Source organism: Pseudidiomarina sp. CB1, from assembly GCF_024752025.1.
Lineage (GTDB): Bacteria > Pseudomonadota > Gammaproteobacteria > Enterobacterales > Alteromonadaceae > Pseudidiomarina.
The window spans coordinates 243,389-262,113 of record NZ_JANTPU010000001.1 but is presented as its reverse complement, the minus strand read 5'-3'; the positions used below and the strand labels follow the sequence as shown (position 1 = coordinate 262,113).

Below are 18,725 nucleotides of genomic sequence, written 5' to 3'. Positions count from 1 at the left end.
TTATGGAAAAATACGAAGAACTTTTATTGGCATTGCGCAAGGTTATCCGCGCCACCGACCTTTATTCAAAACAGTTGAATAAACTCACCGGATTAACTGCGCCGCAGCTGCTCATCTTACGTGAAGTCGCCGCAGCCCCTAATGGTATTACTGCCAGTGCTGTCGCGCAGAACATTACGCTAAGCCCAGCCACGGTAAGTAATGTCATTGATCGCTTGGAGCATCGTGAACTTATTCATCGCGAGCGGAGTACGCAAGATCGCCGTCGCGTCGTATTGTCGTTGACGCCTCGAGGTGCAGAACGACTTAACGCTGCTCCCAAACCCTTACAAGAAGACTTTATTCGTAAGTTCCAGGCGCTGGACGACTGGGAACAATCACAACTGCTCTCGTCGATGCAGCGCATTGCCGCAATGATGGACGCTGAACGGCTTGATGCCGCCGATGTACTCGAAGTAGGAACCTATGCACAACAACACTTTCAGCAAAACAATTAAACTGCTTGTCGCTACGGCTCTTGGTCTTAGCCTTGGGGCCTGTTCTAGCTCACCAAATGCCGATTGGCAAACAGCTGCCAGCGACTGCGCTACAGCTGAGCACACCATCGCCGCCGTCCAAGGCGAGCAAATGCAGTCGCCGATGATCGGCCAATTAGTGAGTATAAGTGGTGTTGTGACCGCAAGTTGGCAAGCGGAGGACGAGCTGGGCGGTTTCTTCCTCCAAGATGATTCGGCTGGCATCTTTGTCAATTCAGTGACACCGGTAGCTATGGGTGATCGCATTGCCGTAGAGGGTGTCGTCGCCGAGCAACAGCAGCTCACCCAATTAACCGATGTGCTAAAAATCACGACCTGCGGTACTGGTGAAATTCCTGCAGCCAAAGAATTGCGTTTACCGGTCGCCAAGCTCGCTGACTTTGAGGCCCTCGAAGGTCAGTTGGTACATCTGCCACAGGAACTTGTCGTTAATGGTACTTACCTGCTTGGTCGGCATGGCAGTTTTGATGTCGCGCCAGAACGTCTGTATACCCCAACCCAGATCGTGACACCAGGTACTGCGGCACAGCAATTAGCCGCAAGCTACGAACTCAAACGCTTAGTTGTTGATGACAATAAGGCGCCGCAACCAGCACAAGTTAACTACCCTGCCCCAGCATTAAGTGCAGAGAACACGCTACGGACAGGCGATACCGTGCTGCCGATGCGCGGTATTTTGAGCGAGTACAACGGTCGCTATCGCCTGCAACCGACTTCTGCAATCACTTTTCAACAAGGTAATCCTCGACCAGAAGCGCCCGCGCGAGTAGACGATGACCGCGTGATTCGGATCGCCACGTTTAATGTGCTGAATTACTTCAATGGTAATGGCCCAAGTCAACAATTCCCGACCGACCGTGGAGCCGAGACACGCGCAGATTTTCTGCGCCAAGAAGCCAAAATAATTGCCGCTCTGATTGCCATTGACGCCGATATCATCGGCTTAATGGAACTAGAAAACGACGGTTACCAAAATCACAGCGCGGTGGTGCGGTTAGTCAATCGCTTGCGGACAACGACGAACCACGACTGGCGTTTTATTCAAGCAGCCGACGATACTTTTGGTGGCGCCTCGATTACCAACGGTTTGATTTATCGTGGTGACCGCGTAACAGCCGTCGGCGGGCCGCTAACGGTGACAACCGGGCCGTTCAGTAACCGCAGTCGCTACCCTTTGATTCAGCGTTTTCAACCGTCATACAGTGCCGAAAACTTCGCTGTTGCAGTTAATCACTTCAAATCCAAAGGCTCGTGTCCGCGCGATGACGCTGACCCCAACGCGAATCAAGGCGACGGACAAGCCTGTTGGAACGCGGCGCGCACAGAGTCAGCGCGTTTGTTAGTTGATTTTATGTCCGCTGAGTCGACGCTCGCACAAACGCCTGCGCAAGTACTACTTGGTGACTTTAACGCTTATGCCCAAGAAGATCCGTTACAGATTTTTGCCGAAGCGGGTTATCACAACCGTATCGAGCATTTCGAACCACAAGGTTATTCCTATGTTTATGATGCACAAGCCGGCAGTTTAGATCATATTTTGGTTTCCGATGCGCTGCATGGTCGCGTCTTGCAACAGCAACATTGGCTGGTCAATGCCGATGAACCCACCGCGTTAGGCTACGACAACTTTGCTCAGCAACCCAATTGGTATGCGCCGTCGCCCTACCGCTCTTCTGATCACGACCCGGTGATTATCGACCTACAGTTCTAAGCCGCTCGAAAACAACAAAAGCTTGTCACATCTCTACGTCCTGTTGCATCTTATGAATGAACAAGTTGCAACAGGAACGTTATGACAGGACAAGGGTTCGGACAACAAGTCGCAAAGGACGTCATTGACGGAGCTCAACGTGGCCGTCGTGATAGCCAACGGCTGCTTTTTGAGACCTTTCAGCCGGCAGTGCAGCGACTACTTGTTGGGATGTGTCGCGATCAAGAGTTAGCCCGCGATCTTACCCAAGATGTCTTTTTAACTGCGTTCCAGAAAATTACTCAATTGCGTGACCCTAAAGCTCTCGGCGGTTGGCTAAAACAGCTCACTGTGAACACGGCGCTATCGCACTTTCGCAAACCCCAGTATGCAGTTAGCGAAGCCGCTGAACATCATGAACTTGATGCGCAAGACTGGCTAAGTCAAAGCGATTGGTTGACCCAACTCGACAACATTGAACAGTTGCTGGCACACCTTGAGGATCATGAGTACCAACTCATTTGGTTGTACCTCGTTGAAGGCTATCAACATGAAGAATTGGCAGATATGTTTGCGACCACTGCGGTGGTGATTCGCCAACGCTACCATCGAGCATTAAAGAAGTTAAAAGAGAGGAGTCAGGTATGAAGCAGCACCCGGCCAAACGTAAGCTCAGCGCAACCGAGCAATTACTCGAACAACGGCTACAAGCAACGGCAAAACCAGAACATGCTGTAGAGTGGCGTGAATTGAGCGCGAAGTTAGGTCCCGCTCAGCAAACCGCACACAAGCCAAGTCGGCTATTTTGGCTAACTCCTGCAGTTGCGGTTGCCGCCGCAGTAGCATGGCTGGTGGTGATTCAACCGCAAACGACTCAGCAGCCACAACCCAACACCAGTCCGATGTTGTTAGCGGGTAATTACAGCCTTGATACCTTGGATCAGCAATTACAGCGCGCCTATTTAGAGGATGCTGATGCCAGCGAGATAGATGCACTGTGGCAACGCCGTGCGGTTTTGACCGCCGTTTCAACGGCAGAGGAGACTTCGTCATGAGATTTGTTTTCAGCTTACTAACTTTAAGTCTTGCATTCGCCAACGCCGGTGGTGCCGATGCACAAGAACATAAAGCTCGTGAACATGCACGAGCTGCAGCCGTGGCAGCCGCGAAGGCACACGGTAAAGATCCTGTTGTGAGTATGGAGGAGCCCGCTCGCAGTTACTTCGACTGGGGTGCAGTCATTCATCCGAATGGCGAAGTTATGTCCGTTCGTGACGGCTCTGTCGCCGCAAGCATGGGCGTTCGCACCGGTGATCGATTATTGCAAATTGATCAGCAGAAGTTCTCTGGACAGGCCCTTGGCGACATCATCGCCTATCTTGAAGGGCTCGAACACGGGAGCGAATTGATTGTGATCGTTGCGCGCGACGAAAATACAAAAACACTTGTAGGAAAAGTCGCTGCCACGGTTATTCCAGGTTGGCGACTTGAAGTTGATGTTGCTAATGAACAAGTTGATATTGCCGACAGTAATGCGTGCGGCCGCATTAGCGTATTCGCAACGCCACCGCAAACCCGCGACCTCTATCCGGCTTATTTTTCGGAGATAGATGGAGAAAACGCGCCACCTCGCCGCTCGATCATCAAACTCTCACCGGGCAAGCACATGATTGAATTGCATGAACTGATTTCTGATCCATGGGTACGACGTAAAAAAGGGATACAACAAGCGAAGGCAATCGAAATTGATATTAAAGCAGACACCACCTACTACTTAGCGGCCAAGTTTGTGCGCGAAAAACGTCTTAGCACCTTTAATGAAGAATATTGGCAACCGGTGGTTTGGCGCGAAATTGAACAAGCATGTGAGGGCGACTGAGTCGCCCTCCGTTGCAGTCAAGCTTACTTGCCGTTTTCGAGTAAGTTGAGTGACGTGCCAATTTCGATTTTCTTCGGTTTCATGGCTTCTGGAATGATTTTTTCCAAACCAATCGTCAATAAACCGTTTTCCATCTTCGCACCTTTCACTTCAACGTGATCAGCAAGGTTAAATTTGCGCTCAAAGCTGCGGAAGCCAATTCCTTTGTGCAGGTACTGACGTTCCTCGGTATCTTCGTCCTTACGACCTTGGATTTTTAAGATACCATTTTCAACTTCAATGCTGAGTTCGTCATCGGTAAAGCCAGCGACTGCAAGTGTAATTGCGTAGCGGTTGTCGCCGATAACTTCAATATTGTACGGAGGATAACCGCCAGCTGCGTTACCGTCAGCGCGCATCGCTGAGTCCAATAAACGTGCCATACGGTCAAAACCAATACTGCTGCGATAAAGTGGTGATAAATCAATAGTAGCCATAATCATTCTCCTAAGAAGCAATGTTTAGTTAGTGCCGCGACTCTCTCAGAGACATCGCGTACAACTTATAAATAGGAGCAAATCAACGCGATTCAAGAGTTCACCTGAAAATTTTTTTGCTTCGCCGCAGCGTCATACGAATGTCATTTGCGCTGTGCTACTATGCTTGGGTTTAAATTTGCCCATGGAGTTTTACATGTTGCGTCGTACACTTTTGGTGAGCGCTATGGCAGTCGCCGTAACCGCTTGCTCACAAACCCCAGCGCCGTCCACTAATGCAACCTTAGCCACTGCTGAGAGCAAAGTTGCTGGGGCTGGTTCCGCACCTAATATTATTTTTCTGATTGGCGACGGTACCGGCTTTGAGTTCATTTCAGCCTACCGTTACGCCCACAGTGAAATTGGCCAGCCGCTCATCGAGACACCTTTCGATGACATGCTGGTAGGCGCCGCAACGACCTACCCTGACGATGATACGTGGGTCACTGACTCCGCCGCTAGCGCTACCGCCTTGGCGACCGGTGTTAAGAGCTACAACGGGGCGATCGGGGTCGATAGCCAGCAGCATCCGCAGCAAACGCTGATGGAAAAAGCGCGTGAGCATGGTTGGCTCACTGGTGCGGTTTCGACCTCACAAGTGACCCATGCCACCCCGGCATCGTTTTTTACGCACCACCCTTCACGGAGCATGTACAACGCCATTGCCGACTCCTTTGCCAGTACTAAATTTGGCGCGCAAGACGAATTATGGAGCTTCGATGTTCTGCTTGGCGGTGGTATGAGCTACTTCAAACGTGACGATAAGGACTGGCTACCCGAGCTTCGCGCCCAAGGCATGACCATTGTTGATGATTATCAAGCGCTGGAAGCGACTGAGCAATTACCGGTATTAGGTCTATTCGCACCCGTAGCATTGCCTTATACGGTTGATGACCAGCCGCGCTTGGCCCAGTTAACACGCAATGCATTACGCTTACTCACGGCAAAGCAGGACAAGTCTGGTCAACCTTTTGCGCTGATGATCGAGGGTTCAAAAATTGATTGGTGCGGGCACGCCAACGATATCGCCTGTGCCGTTCATGAAGTTGGCGATTTTGCCGCGGCATTACAAGTCGCTAAGGATTATCAAGCGCAGCATCCAAACACACTCATTGTGGTCACAGCTGACCACTCTACCGGTGGTTTGACCCTTGGCCAAGGCGGCGAATACGCATGGTACTCTGAACGCGTGATGGCCATCGAGAATTCATTAGAAGTACTGGTCGGCGGCCTACTCGAGCGTTCACGGGATGAATGGCGTGATTACCTTGCGCCACGTCTCAATTTAGCGCTTACCGAGCAACAGTGGCAACAGCTCTTAGCGACAGAAATGAGTGGCAGCGGAGACCGCAAAGACCATGAGAAACGCATCCATCAAGCTTTGGTGGCACTCATTAGCGAAGTTACGCGAACCGGCTGGACCACCAGTGGCCACACCGCGGTGGATGTGCCGATTATGGCGTCAGGTCCCTATGCCGAACAGTTACGCGGCTACAAAGACAATACAGATATCGCGAAAGTATTGCTGCAAATCGTGCGCTAAGCACGATCTGCAGCTTGCTTGCTATTATGCGTGCCAACCGAGTTCTTTGGCACGCTGTGCGGCCATTTCAGGCACGTCCGTTTTAACAAAGTGATGATGTAGAATTTGCACACCGAGCATGTGATTAATCACGGCGTCAAGTTGCACTTTCTCATCAATGCTGACTTCATCGGATTCATGCTTGGCAAAGGTACGCTCTACCTCAGCAAAATCTAACAACCCTGCCTCTTCGACCGCTTCTTTCGACAAGAACTGTTCAGCTAACTTCAGCACCGCTTGCCACTTCTTCGGATCGGTATGCGCTGGTGGCGCCATAAAAGCGAATTTCTCACGCTTATAGAGCGTTTCGGGCAATAAGCCTTTCATCGCCTCTCGCAACACATACTTTTCTTTATTCCCCTTAATGCGCAGGTGCGGCGGCACAGTGAAAGCATATTCCGCCAAGTGATGATCGAGAAAAGCTGGACGTGCTTCCATTGAGTTCGCCATGTCGACCCGGTCACCACCCCACGTTAAGATCTGACCTTCTAACATGGTCTTAATCCATACATACTGCGCGCGATCGAGCGGATGACGCCCTTTCAACATGCTGGCATCAAGCGTGTCAGCAATAGCTTTACCCGGATCATAGTCTTCGACTTCACCGCGTCGTTGCTCCGCAATCAAAGGTAACGCTACGTTGGCACAAGACAACCACGGTTGCACGCAGCTCGGTGTGAAGCCCATTTTCGCGTTAAACGCGGGGCTGACAAATTCTTCGCGAGCGAGCATTGCGCCCTTAAATAGTTTGTTGTTTTTCTCGAGTAATTCTTGCCACGCCGCACGTTCACTATCCGGTAAGTGATCAAGCCCGTGTAAGAACATGTCCTTACGAAAAGCCGGATAGCCAGCAAATAATTCGTCCGAACCCTCACCGGTTAGAACCACCTTATAGTTCACTTGGTTGACCTGCTGGCTCATCAAGTACTTGGCCACACCCAAGGTGTTGTATATCGTTCGCTCAGTGTGCCAAATGGTCTTCACGAAGTGATCATACAAATCATCAGCGTTAAGACGCATGATGTGGTGATCAGCTCCCGTAGCTTCAGCCATTTCTTGGGCGATGGGTGTTTCGTCATAGTCGTCGGAATCAAAACCAATCGTGAAGGCTTTCACCGAGGTCTGAGTTGCCGCTGCAGAAAGCCCTAAAATCGCACATGAATCGATCCCGCCAGAGAGGTAGCAACCCACTGGTACATCGGCTGTTAGACGGTGTTGTACGGCTTCTAATAAGTGTTTACGGACACCATCAATATAGGGCTGTTCGTCGACATCATCACCCGGATACTCGCTTTCTTGCGGAAAGTTTACATCCCAATATTTATGTTCTGACAATTCGAGCTTGCCGTTGCGACGTTGAACCTTGACGACGTGACCAGGTGGCACTTGGCGAATACCTTCGAAGGCCGTTGAGCCTGGCACCATCACTTGAATCAATTGGTGATACAAACCCTCAGAAGAAAATTCTCGCTTCACTGACGGATGCGCAAACAGCACTTTTAGCTCAGAACCGAACACCACACCTTCGTCGGTTTCCGTGTAATACAAGGGCTTAATACCGAAACGATCGCGCACCAAGTACATGCTATCGTCTTGTTTGTCGTACAAGCCGAAAGCGAACTCGCCACGTAGATGCTTTAACGTTTCATCCAACCCTTCACGTTGAAAAAGATGCATCACGATCTCGGAGTCGCTTTTGGTCCGAAACCGCGCGCCCTGCGCGGTCAAGTCCGCGCGAATACGTTTAAAGTCGTAAAATTCACCGTTATGTGCCAACAGCAAGTTGCCATCGGTAGAAACGAACGGCTGCCGCGCACGCTCCTCATTCAAGTCAATAATCGACAACCGTGCATGACTAAAGCCAACCCCCGTATCGTCCATAATCTGATAGCCAAAACCATCGGGGCCGCGGTGGTGCATAATTGCGGCCATATTCACAAGCGTTTGCGCGACGGGCGTTTGCTCCGCACGCAGATTAAAAATTCCTGCAATACCACACATGTTTGCTTAATCCTCGCTTTGTTATTACACCACATCAATCACGCGTTCAGCGCGCTCGACCATACAGGTTAAGAGAGCCATCCGCAGAAACACCGCCCCACGCGCTTGGCTGAAATACCAATTGTGGGAGGTGTGATCGAGATCCGTTGAGAGTTCATCGCCGCGCGCCAACGGATGCAGAATAATCGCATCTTGTTTTAGCGGTGACTTGGCGGTTAAATGAAACGCACTGCCATAAGTATTAAACGTGTCACCCTCCCAAGAAATAGCGTTGATATACACCACATCAAGCTCAGGTAAGACGCTATCGAGATCGGTCACGGTACGGATAGTAATACCACGGCTTTCTAATTCTTCCCGCTGACCTTGGCCAAACAATTCGCCAGTACTCGCTTCGTCATGAATAATAACCAGTTCATCCACCGCATGTGGAAACACCGACAAACACTTAAGAAAGCTACGTACTGTGCGCATTTTGTTGGGTACACCAATAACGCCAATTTTAATCTTGTCGTTCTCTTCTGGGTTAATCAGTGTGGGTCGCCATTTGAAAATCGCGTACATGTCGGACAGCGCTTGCGTTGGATGTTCATCGACACCATTACCGGCATTGATGATTGGAATACGCAGCGCATCCATCATCTCGAACAACGAGCTTTCGTGGTTATCTCGCAGTACGACACAGTCACCATAATTGTTAAACATTTCAGCGACATCGGCCAAACACTCGCCCTTAGCAATACCGGTGGTCGAGCGATCCGTAATTGACATGATGTCACCACCAAGTCGATGCCATGCACTTTCAAAACTCAGTCGTGTCCGCGTGCTTGGCTCATAGAACGCACTAATTAAAATTTTATTTTGTAACGGCGAACTAAAACGCTTGGGATTACTTTCAATCTTAGCGGCCAAGCGAAATAGCTGCTTCATAGTGTCTTGGTCAAACTGATCACCCGACACAATATGTTGATTGGCCAGTTTTACCAGAAAATCACCGTCTTCTTGAATCGTCCGTAACAATGCCTTGGGATGAGCGTCCCCATAGACATCCGGACGTTCACGCTCAAACGAGACGTCATTCACGTTCATAGTGGATTACCATAATTGTTTAGAAAGGAAATCTTTTAACCACAGCCCCAATAAAATGAGCGGTGCGCAGGCAGTCAGCGCAAGGCAAACCCATACCAAGGTACTAAATGCAGTAAGACCCATGATCATGAGGTTGGCTCCTCTTTTTCATTCAACTGCTGCCAATCAAAGCGCGCTTGACTGGTAAGTAAGCCAAACCCGCATAGTGCCGCCGATACAATGCACGAAAGTAGTGCTGCGACGTAAAAGCCGATAGTAAAGTAGCCGACAAGGCCACTTAAGGTGCCCAGCGCCATGGCTGCAGCAGCATACGTCCCAGTCAATTTACGTTGGTACAGACCAAGGACAACAGGGAAAATCGTACTCGCCACAAAAGCGCCAGCGAAGTTCAACAAAGCCCCTAAGGTGGCAATTTGAGGCAAACAGAACAGCCACGTGACAATGCCTAATCCTAAAATACTGTAACGATTAAAGCGTAATAAATGTTGGTCACTCGCTTGCGGCTTAAGGTACTTGTGATAAATATCCCGTGTAACCAAGTCAGACGTCGCGGCAAGTAATGAATCAAGACTAGACGCTAATGCCGAAAATACCACTATGAATACCACTACGGCGCCAATTTTACCCAGTACCTCAGCAGCAACCATTGGCCCGACCATGTCTGCACTTGGTGGAAAAATACCAAGTTGTGGTGCCGCCAACGCAATAAAGCCAGTCACAATTGGAATGGGCAGCCACAATAAACCACCTAACAAATAAGCTTTAAAGGCAACCTTTCCCTTGAAAGCAAGTGCCCGTGACCACCAGACATTGGAGTGAAAAATCTCTCCCAAGCCAAAAAATATGTTGTTGAATAAAAACATAATTGCCGCTGGGAACAAGAGATCGAGTAATTGCGGGTGATTGCTTTTCACTTCTTGGTGAATCGACTCCAAACTCACCGTGTCAATCAAGAACCAAGCGATCAACACCACCCCAACGATAATAATCAATGCTTGAATGAAGTCCGTTGCAATAACCGCGCGTAAGCCGCCAAAAAGTGTGTAACCGACACAAATCAGCAAAATAGCACTCATGCCGATGTGATAGTCCAAACCACTAAGCGCTTCGAGTAAGATACCGCCAGCCATACCAAGTGAGACCAACCAACCAAATGCATAAACGACCGAAATAATAATAAACACCCACCACGCAGCACGACCGTAACGTAAGCGGATAAAGTCTCCCGAAGTATAGCCATTGGGCATTAAGCGTTTAATCCGTGCGGCCAATGGCGCAAAGAGAATCAGCCCGAGTGCGGCAAAGGAATAGCCGACCATGCCCCAGACGCCGAACTGGTAAGTTAATTGTGGCGCAACCAAGGTGGTGTTGCTGGTGACCCACGTCGCCATAGCCGTCGCAGCAGCCAGCGCGAAACCAACGTTACGTCCAGCCAAAGCAAAATCTTCGTGGGTTTTATTGGCACGGCCCAAATACCAACCAAATGCGATCCAGGCGATACCAAATAGCACCACGAGTGTGAGTCCCAAGGAACTCGACAGCGCGAAGCCACTTACTTCGTTCATGCCACCTCCTGTCGTCGCGTGCGCACGTGCAAGGTGATAAGCGTTACCACCAATACGCTAAACAGCAAGAAACCGATAAAAAACAGGCTGTATGCTTGCCACTGCGAATAGTGCTCCACTCGCAATTGCACGACATTGCTACTCACCCCTGCAACGGATTTGAGGCGAAAATAGTATTCACCATCGCTGAAGCCAGTAAGGGTCATTTCAGTAAAATCACCGAACCAATCAAACTCAGCTGTTACAGATGAAAAGTCGGCGCTTGCGCTTTGTTGCAACACCATTTTGGTTTGCGGGGCTTGATCGATTGCGACCACGAAATAGCCTTCACGGCTGCGTTCAGTTGATAATGTCAATTGATAGTCGATGTTTTGCTGCGTCTCGGCAGCGGTAGATGCTTGTTGCGCAGCAGCAGGTCGCGCCAACAGCGTGATGAGTAACAACAGAGCGATGTGAATACTTAAGCCGTCGAGTTTCGGCACGTTTCCTTCCTGTAGCTCTTTGTTTCTAGGCTAGCAAGCTGTGAAAAGCATTGCAACTGGAGGGATCTCTCTTTCGAGTTGCTGCGTATCAGGTTATGCTAGAGCAGACAACGACAAGGCAGTTTGGTTATGACGCAACGCTATTTATGCAGTATGGGCGCAAACATCGCTCCTGAGAAAAATTTCAGCCTCGCAAAAGAACAGCTTAAAGACTTAGGCCGCACGTACTTTTCTGCGGCTCGTTATACACAACCCGTTGCCATCGAAACCGAGCATGAGTTTTTAAATGCGTTGTTTATTATCGAGAGCACTCTCACAGCGCAGCAATTAAAAGCTAAATTTAATGCCATCGAGGAAGCACTTGGACGCGATCGCTCTGACCCACGCAGTAGCGAAAAAGACCGCCCAATGGATATCGACATACTTGCCGAGATGACTGCCGAGATCACGTCGGCGACGCTCGATAAGGCGTGGCTGCAAGTGCCGAGTTATTTAGCCAATCTGGCTGAAGAGTTAAAAGTTACCTTACACAACGAGGAGCTCATTGCATGAGCCAGCAACCTGTCGCCTTCATTACCGGTGCTGGACGCCGGTTTGGTTTTGCGCTCGCCAAGTCACTGCTTGCGGAAGGCTATCGCGTATTCGCTCATTACAATTCCTCGCGCGACGGCGTTGCCGAATTAGAAGAGCTCGGCGCTGTTGGTGTGCAAGCCGACCTCACCTCCCATGACGCCATTACGGCGCTCATTGCCGCCGTCCAGGCACAAACTCAGCGTATTGACTTGTTGGTAAACAACGCTTCCTGTTTCTTCAACAACCAAACGGTTGATAGCGACCCGACTGCGTTAGCTGCAGTATTCGAAGTGCACGTGCAGGCGCCCTACTTGCTTATTAACGGCCTACAACCACAGTTAAAGCAGGCGGATAACGCAGTCGTGATTAATATTACCGACATCTACACCGATAGCCCGTCGACCGACTACATTGCTTATTGCGCCGCCAAAGCCGGACTGGCCAACCTCACTCTCAGCTTTGCCAAAGCACTGGCGCCAGAAGTCCGCGTAAACGGTATTCAACCTGGACCGATTCTGTTCCTGCCAGAACATGACAGTGCACATCGCCAAAAAGTATTGGCCGAAACACCGCTTAACCTAGAAGGCGGACTTGAGCCCATGCTGCAAGCGGTGCGCTTTCTTCGTGACAACCCTTTTGTTACCGGTGAATTTATAAAGGTCGATGGTGGTCGGGCGCTGATGATTTAATTTACGATGCTGCGTCTTGTGCTAAATTGTGGAGTGACTTGCAGTTAAACTCACCCGATTCTTTTGCAAGAAGGGCATACGAATGAAAACCAATAAACTCGTCTGGGTTGCAGTAGCGGCATTGAGCGTCAGCGTCAATGCGAGCGAATCCACCGAAACACGACTCCTTGAACAACCAGATGTTTCCGCCAACCACATCGCCTTCGTACATGGTGGTGACATTTGGCTAGCGAATCACGATGGCAGCCAGCCCCGACAACTCACCAGCCACCCAGCGAGCGAGACTAAACCGCTTTTCTCGCCAGACGGCCAATGGCTTGCGTTCTCAGCCGACTATCACGGCAATGACGATGTCTATGTGATGTCAATTCATGGCGGTGCAGCTCAGCGCCTTACTTACCACCCTAGTCACGATGTCGTAACAGACTGGTCAGCCGCAGGCGACCGCGTCTATTTCACCTCGAATCGCGCGGTGCTGAATACCCGTAGTAGCCAACTGTTTAGTGTCGCAGTAGCGGGTGGTTATCCAGAAAAATACATGGAAGCTGTGGTCGCCGAAGGTAAGTTTGCCAACGATGGTGAAACCCTCGCCTACCGGCCAAACCGCTTACCCAACAACCAAACGGCAGGTTGGCGCTTGCATCGCGGCGGTTCCACGCCGCCCGTATGGCTGCTCAATAAAGATGACGATGAATTTAGCCAGCTACCACGTGCCAATGCCAGCCACCATCATCCATTTTGGTTGGCCGACGACCTTTATCTGATCTCCGATCGTGATGATGTTGCCGCCAATTTGTACCGCTACAACGCTGGCGAATTAGAGCAACTGACCCAGTTTACCGAATGGGACATCACCAGTGCCAATGGCCACGGTGACACCATTGTGTTCTCTGCTGGTGGTTACCTGTACCGTTGGCAAGTCGCTAATAACGAACCGCAACGCCTACAAATAAAACTTGCTGCACCTGCCCCTCAACTCGAACCTGATTGGCAAGATGCAAGCCAAATGATCACTGATTTTGACTTATCTAAGACCGGCAAACGCGTCGCCTTGACGGCTCGCGGTGACATCTTCTCGGTCGCTGTTGAACATGGGCCTACGCGCAACCTGAGTAGTACCGATGGGCAACGTGAATATACCGGGTTATGGCACCCTGATGGCGATCGTATTGCCTTCGTCCAAGACGACGGTAAGCAAGCTGTCGTCATCGCACCGCAAGATGGTATTGGTGAACAACAGCGTTTTGCGCTGCCCGGCTCAAGCTACTACAGCCTTTTGGCTTGGTCACCCGACGGCCAGCGTTTAGCCTTGAGCGACAATCATATCAACCTTTACCTGCTCGATACCGCATCGGGTGAAATCAGCAAAGTCCACTCTGGCGAACGGCGCTGGGACCAACAAGTTTCCTTTGCTCCGGAGGGTAGCTACCTTGCGTTTAATGCCTTAAACGCTCAAGGCTTCAGTAAAATCTATTTGTACAACACTGAAACCGAAGCAAAGCAAGCGCTAACAGAGGGGATGAGCTTTGCCAGCAACCCTGTCTTTAGCAACGACTACTTATTCTTCACCGCGTCAGTCAACGCTGGCCCAGCAATTAGCTGGCTCGATTTGTCTGCGCAAGAACGCCCCGTGCGAATGGGGATTTATGCATTGAGTTTACGCAATGATGTGCCATCACCGGTAGCCCCGCGTTTAAGCGATGAGAGTGCGGCCAGTGATGACAGCAATGACGACGAAGCAAAAGATAAGCCCGCGTTTAGCATCGATACCGAAGGCCTAACCTCACGTATCAGTGCCCTGCCAGTGGGTGAGCAGTTTTATCAGCAACTCGCGGTGGCCGAAGACGGTAGCTTGTTCTATTTGCGGCAACCCCAAGACGGTATCAAAACACCAAGTAACGGCCCAAATCAGATGAGCCTTATGCGTTATGACTTCGCTGCGCGCGAGGCTGCGCAAGTGAGCGATAAAATTGCCAGCTACGATCTCAGTGCCGATGGCAAACAGCTATTAACCTTCAGTGCACCGAGCACTTTGGCCGTCGGACCCGCAGCAGCCAAGTTCGAAGGTAAGCCCATAGCCTTAAATCAAGTGAAAAGCTTTATCGATCCGCAACGCGAATGGCAGCAAATAGTTGACGATGTATGGCGTATGCAAAAAGAGTACTTCTACGCGGAAAATATGCATGGCATCGATTGGCAAGCTATTTATGACAAATATGCTGCGCTACTCCCACACGTCAAACGTCGCGCTGACCTCAACACGGTTTTGGTTGGCATGATTAGTGAGCTGCAAGTCGGCCACAACAATGTCGGCGGCGGCGATGTATTCCGAGGCGAAAGCGATAATGTTGGTTTGCTTGGCGCCGACTTCAATATTGTTGATGGCCGCTACCAAATTGCCACGCTGTACCAAGGCGATCGCTGGAGTCCTGATTTACAGGCACCGCTCGCCGTGCCTGGAATCGACGTCGCAGAAGGTGATTTCATCTTGGCCATCAACGGTCAACAAATTAAAGCCGATAAGTCGCTTTTCGCTCATTTTGTTGGCACCGCCGGACAAGCAGTTACCTTAACCGTGGCAGATTCAGCCGCTGGCGCTAACGCACGTGAAGTGACCGTTACGCCGACCGCAAACGAGGGCGAACTGCGGTTATGGCATTGGATTCAGCAAAACCAGCGCTACGTTGATGAGCAAAGCGACGGGCAAATTGCCTACGTGTACTTACCTAACACGACGGATGCTGGTTACTACTTCTTTAACCGTATGTTCTTCCCGCAAGCCAATAAACCCGCACTACTCATTGACGAGCGCCGTAACGGTGGCGGGCAAGCGGCCAATTACATTACCGAACTGTTAGCACGGCCGCATTTGTCAGGTTGGTATGAACGTGACGCAGCAGTGTGGACCACACCTGGAGCAGCGATTCACGGCCCCAAAACGATGCTCATCGACCAGGATGCCGGCTCGGGCGGTGACTTTTTACCGTGGTCTTTCTCGTATTTGAACCTCGGTACCACCGTCGGTACCCGCACTTGGGGCGGCTTAATTGGTATTAGTGCCAATCCAAGCCTCATTGATGGCGGTTTTCATACCGTGCCATACTTCCGTTTCTTCACGCCTGAAGGCGAATGGGCTGTCGAAAATGAGGGTGTAGCGCCAGATATCGAAGTTATCCTTAACCCCTTGGCGGTAAATGAAGGCCGTGATCCACAGCTCGAACGTGGCGTTGCTGAGACCTTAGAGAAACTGCGTAAAAACCCTCCGCGGGATTACCGCGAGCCGCCTGCCCTCCCCACTGCGTTAGGGGGTTAATCAACCGCAGCTGATGTTAAACCACAAACAAAAACGCCAGGCAATGCCTGGCGTTTTTTATCACGTGCGTAAAGCGTTTACGCGGCCAACATCTGGCGTAACACGTAATGCAAAATACCACCGTTTTTGTAGTACTGCAGTTCGTTGTTCGTATCGATGCGGCACTTCACGTTAAAGGTTACTTCGGAACCATCGTCCTTCTTAGCGGTAACCTTCAGCATTTGACCGGGCTTGAGGTTTTCGTTAATACCTTCAATCGAAATTTGCTCATGGCCGGTCAAGCCGTGGGCTTTCACACCCTGATCGTCTTCAAACTGCAACGGTAAAACACCCATACCAACGAGATTGGAACGGTGAATACGTTCAAAGCTCTCAGCAATGACCGCTTTCACGCCGAGCAAGATAGTACCTTTAGCTGCCCAGTCGCGGCTTGAGCCAGTGCCATACTCTTTACCCGCCAACACTACCAAAGGTGTGTTGTCTTTTTGGTACTTCATGGCGGCGTCGTAAATAGGCATTTGCTCGCCCGACGGTACGTGTACAGTGAAGCCACCTTCCACATCATCCAGCATCTGGTTTTTAATGCGAATATTGGCAAAGGTACCGCGCATCATCACTTCATGGTTACCACGACGCGAACCGTAAGAGTTAAAGTCTTTCACCTCTACCCCATTCGCTTGCAAGTATTTCCCTGCTGGCGAGTCGTGCTTAATTGAGCCGGCAGGTGAAATATGGTCCGTGGTAATTGAATCAGCAAACAATGCCAATACGCGCGCATCTTTGATGTCGCTCATCGGTGGCAACGGCTGATCAATTTCAGTAAAGTACGGCGGATTCTTCACGTAGGTTGAATCATCGCTCCAGTTGTACGTGTTCCCTTCGCCAATTGGAATACTGCGCCACTCTTCGTCGCCATCGAACACTTCAGCGTATTCGTTGCGGAACATTTGCCCATCAACAAAGCTCACCGCATCGGCGATTTCCTTGCTGCTCGGCCAAATATCTTTCAAGTAGACGGGGTTACCGTCTTGATCTTCACCAAGCGGTTCTTTACTCAAGTCAATGCGTGTCGTACCTGCCAGCGCATACGCCACAACCAACGGTGGTGACGCTAACCAGTTAGCCTGTACTTCAGGGTGTACACGACCTTCAAAGTTACGGTTACCTGACAACACCGATGATACGGTTAGGTCGCCTTCTTTAATTGCGGCACTGATTTCATCAGGTAAAGGCCCTGAGTTACCAATACAGGTCGTACAACCATAACCCACCAAGTTGAAACCAAGCTTATCAAGGTATTGCGTGAAACCCGCTTTCGCAAGGTAGTCGGTGACCACTTTGGAGCCTGGCGCCAGTGAAGACTTGACCCAAGGCTTACGGTCTAAACCTTTCTCAACAGCTTTTTTGGCAACTAAGCCCGCTGCCATCAGCACACTTGGATTAGAGGTGTTGGTGCACGAAGTAATCGCGGCAATCACCACGTCACCATGGGCGAGCTCATAATCCTTACCCGGCACCTGGACTTTCTTGTCTTTTTCGTTGGCTTTGCCATCTTGCTCAAGAATCAGGTCAAAGTTTGAGCCGAGCTGCGGCATTGCTACACGATCTTGTGGGCGTTTAGGTCCCGCAAGAGAAGCTTCTACCGTGCTCAAATCAAGCTCTAATGAATCGGTGAAGACCGGCTCTTTGCCAGTTTCACGCCACATACCTTGGGCTTTGCTATAGGCTTCGACCAGATCGATGGTGTCTTGATCACGTCCAGAGAGCTCTAGATAACGAAGGGTCTCTTGATCTACTGGGAAGAAACCACAGGTTGCGCCATACTCCGGCGCCATGTTGGCAATAGTTGCACGGTCAGCTAACGGCAAGTTATCTAAACCAGGACCGTAAAATTCAACGAATTTACCTACAACACCTTGTTTGCGCAGCATTTGCGTAACGGTCAAGACCAGGTCAGTGGCGGTAACGCCTTCAGGCAGTTTACCCGTCATACGGAAGCCGACCACTTCTGGAATCAACATTGAAATCGGCTGGCCAAGCATCGCCGCTTCAGCTTCAATACCACCAACACCCCAGCCGAGAACGCCAAGACCGTTAATCATGGTGGTGTGCGAATCCGTACCGACGAGGGTATCTGGCATGACAAACGTTTTACCGTCTTGCTCTTTGGTCCATGCGACTTTGGCCAGATATTCTAAGTTAACCTGGTGGCATATACCGGTTCCCGGCGGCACAACGCGAAAGTTTTTAAATGCACTTTGGCCCCAACGCAAGAATTGATAACGTTCAAAGTTACGTTCCATTTCAATACGAACGTTTTCTTTAAACGCTTCAGGCGAAGCGAATTTATCTACCATAACGGAGTGGTCAATGACCAAATCGACGGCAGATAATGGATTAATTTGCTCAGGATCCTGCCCAGCTTTACCTACTGCATCACGCATTGCGGCTAAGTCTACAATCGCCGGAACACCCGTAAAGTCTTGCATTAACACTCGTGCAGGACGGTATTGAATTTCTTTATCGGATTTCCGTTCACTCAACCACTGAGCAATAGCTTCAATATCGCTTTCTTTGACGGTGTCGCCATCCTCATTGCGCAACATGTTTTCGAGCAGAACTTTCATGGATGTCGGTAGTTTGTCGACATCACCTATCGCCGCTAGTTTCTCCGCGGCCTTTGGCAAACTATGATAGTGATAAGTTTTACCATTCACTTCTAACGTACTTAGGGTCTTCAGGCTGTCGTGGCTCGACATAGCTCTCTCCTTCTCCACGAACGATAGATTCCTTAAGCTTAGCTATAAATTG

Annotated in this window: 15 protein-coding genes; 9 read left to right on the top strand and 6 right to left on the bottom strand. The window is 50.3% G+C overall.

Features of this window, described 5'->3' with window-relative positions:
• Positions 1 to 2 precede the first annotated feature (2 nt).
• The 5 genes from NV375_RS01205 to NV375_RS01185 all read left to right on the top strand — a co-directional run bounded on the left by NV375_RS01205 (position 3) and on the right by NV375_RS01185 (position 4,105).
• Entirely contained in the window at positions 3 to 497 is a 495-nt protein-coding gene (locus NV375_RS01205; protein ID WP_258806616.1) for a MarR family winged helix-turn-helix transcriptional regulator, read from the top strand.
• Positions 466 to 2,247 carry an ExeM/NucH family extracellular endonuclease gene (locus tag NV375_RS01200; protein WP_258806615.1) on the top strand — a complete coding sequence of 594 codons (1,782 nt, stop codon included), beginning with the start codon at positions 466 to 468 and terminating at the stop codon, positions 2,245 to 2,247. Before NV375_RS01205 ends, NV375_RS01200 begins: the two co-directional genes overlap by 32 nt.
• Positions 2,248 to 2,328: 81 nt before the next feature.
• Positions 2,329 to 2,874, top strand: coding sequence for an RNA polymerase sigma factor (locus tag NV375_RS01195; protein WP_258806614.1), 546 nt, complete (start codon positions 2,329 to 2,331; stop codon positions 2,872 to 2,874).
• Entirely contained in the window at positions 2,871 to 3,281 is a 411-nt protein-coding gene (locus NV375_RS01190) for a hypothetical protein (protein WP_258806613.1), read from the top strand. The genes NV375_RS01195 and NV375_RS01190 overlap by 4 nt, the downstream gene beginning before the upstream one ends.
• On the top strand, positions 3,278 to 4,105 hold the full coding sequence (locus tag NV375_RS01185; protein WP_258806612.1) for a PDZ domain-containing protein: 828 nt from the start codon (positions 3,278 to 3,280) through the stop codon (positions 4,103 to 4,105). Before NV375_RS01190 ends, NV375_RS01185 begins: the two co-directional genes overlap by 4 nt.
• 23 nt (positions 4,106 to 4,128) lie before the next feature.
• Here NV375_RS01185 and NV375_RS01180 read toward each other — a convergent pair whose 3' ends face one another.
• A complete protein-coding gene (locus NV375_RS01180) occupies positions 4,129 to 4,581 on the bottom strand; it encodes an Hsp20 family protein (RefSeq protein WP_258806611.1) in 453 nt (150 codons plus the stop codon).
• A 196-nt stretch (positions 4,582 to 4,777) separates the two neighbouring features.
• Between NV375_RS01180 and NV375_RS01175 the strand changes: the two genes are divergently transcribed.
• Positions 4,778 to 6,163 (top strand): alkaline phosphatase, encoded by a 1,386-nt coding sequence (locus NV375_RS01175; protein WP_258806610.1) that lies wholly within the window; start codon positions 4,778 to 4,780, stop codon positions 6,161 to 6,163.
• A 24-nt stretch (positions 6,164 to 6,187) separates the two neighbouring features.
• Here NV375_RS01175 and asnB read toward each other — a convergent pair whose 3' ends face one another.
• From asnB to NV375_RS01155, 4 genes are all read right to left on the bottom strand, one after another.
• Complete coding sequence (gene asnB / locus NV375_RS01170) at positions 6,188 to 8,203, bottom strand: asparagine synthase (glutamine-hydrolyzing) (RefSeq protein WP_258806609.1); 2,016 nt, start codon at positions 8,201 to 8,203, stop codon at positions 6,188 to 6,190.
• 24 nt (positions 8,204 to 8,227) lie between these two features.
• Complete coding sequence (locus tag NV375_RS01165) at positions 8,228 to 9,292, bottom strand: aspartate carbamoyltransferase (protein ID WP_126769782.1); 1,065 nt, start codon at positions 9,290 to 9,292, stop codon at positions 8,228 to 8,230.
• 125 nt (positions 9,293 to 9,417) lie between these two features.
• Positions 9,418 to 10,857 carry a sodium:solute symporter family protein gene (locus NV375_RS01160; protein ID WP_258240538.1) on the bottom strand — a complete coding sequence of 480 codons (1,440 nt, stop codon included), beginning with the start codon at positions 10,855 to 10,857 and terminating at the stop codon, positions 9,418 to 9,420.
• Entirely contained in the window at positions 10,854 to 11,339 is a 486-nt protein-coding gene (locus tag NV375_RS01155) for a hypothetical protein (protein ID WP_258806608.1), read from the bottom strand. The genes NV375_RS01160 and NV375_RS01155 overlap by 4 nt, the downstream gene beginning before the upstream one ends.
• A 129-nt stretch (positions 11,340 to 11,468) precedes the next feature.
• Here NV375_RS01155 and folK point away from each other — a divergent pair, with 129 nt between their 5' ends.
• The 3 genes from folK to NV375_RS01140 all read left to right on the top strand — a co-directional run bounded on the left by folK (position 11,469) and on the right by NV375_RS01140 (position 15,914).
• Positions 11,469 to 11,891, top strand: coding sequence for a 2-amino-4-hydroxy-6-hydroxymethyldihydropteridine diphosphokinase (gene folK / locus NV375_RS01150; protein WP_258806607.1), 423 nt, complete (start codon positions 11,469 to 11,471; stop codon positions 11,889 to 11,891).
• Positions 11,888 to 12,601: an SDR family NAD(P)-dependent oxidoreductase gene (locus NV375_RS01145; RefSeq protein ID WP_258806606.1), complete on the top strand. Its 714-nt coding sequence runs from the start codon at positions 11,888 to 11,890 to the stop codon at positions 12,599 to 12,601. The genes folK and NV375_RS01145 overlap by 4 nt, the downstream gene beginning before the upstream one ends.
• 82 nt (positions 12,602 to 12,683) lie before the next feature.
• Positions 12,684 to 15,914 carry a S41 family peptidase gene (locus NV375_RS01140; protein WP_258806605.1) on the top strand — a complete coding sequence of 1,077 codons (3,231 nt, stop codon included), beginning with the start codon at positions 12,684 to 12,686 and terminating at the stop codon, positions 15,912 to 15,914.
• 77 nt (positions 15,915 to 15,991) lie between these two features.
• Here the strand turns inward: NV375_RS01140 and acnA are convergent, their stop codons facing one another.
• Positions 15,992 to 18,673, bottom strand: coding sequence for an aconitate hydratase AcnA (gene acnA, locus NV375_RS01135; protein WP_258806604.1), 2,682 nt, complete (start codon positions 18,671 to 18,673; stop codon positions 15,992 to 15,994).
• Positions 18,674 to 18,725 lie beyond the last annotated feature (52 nt).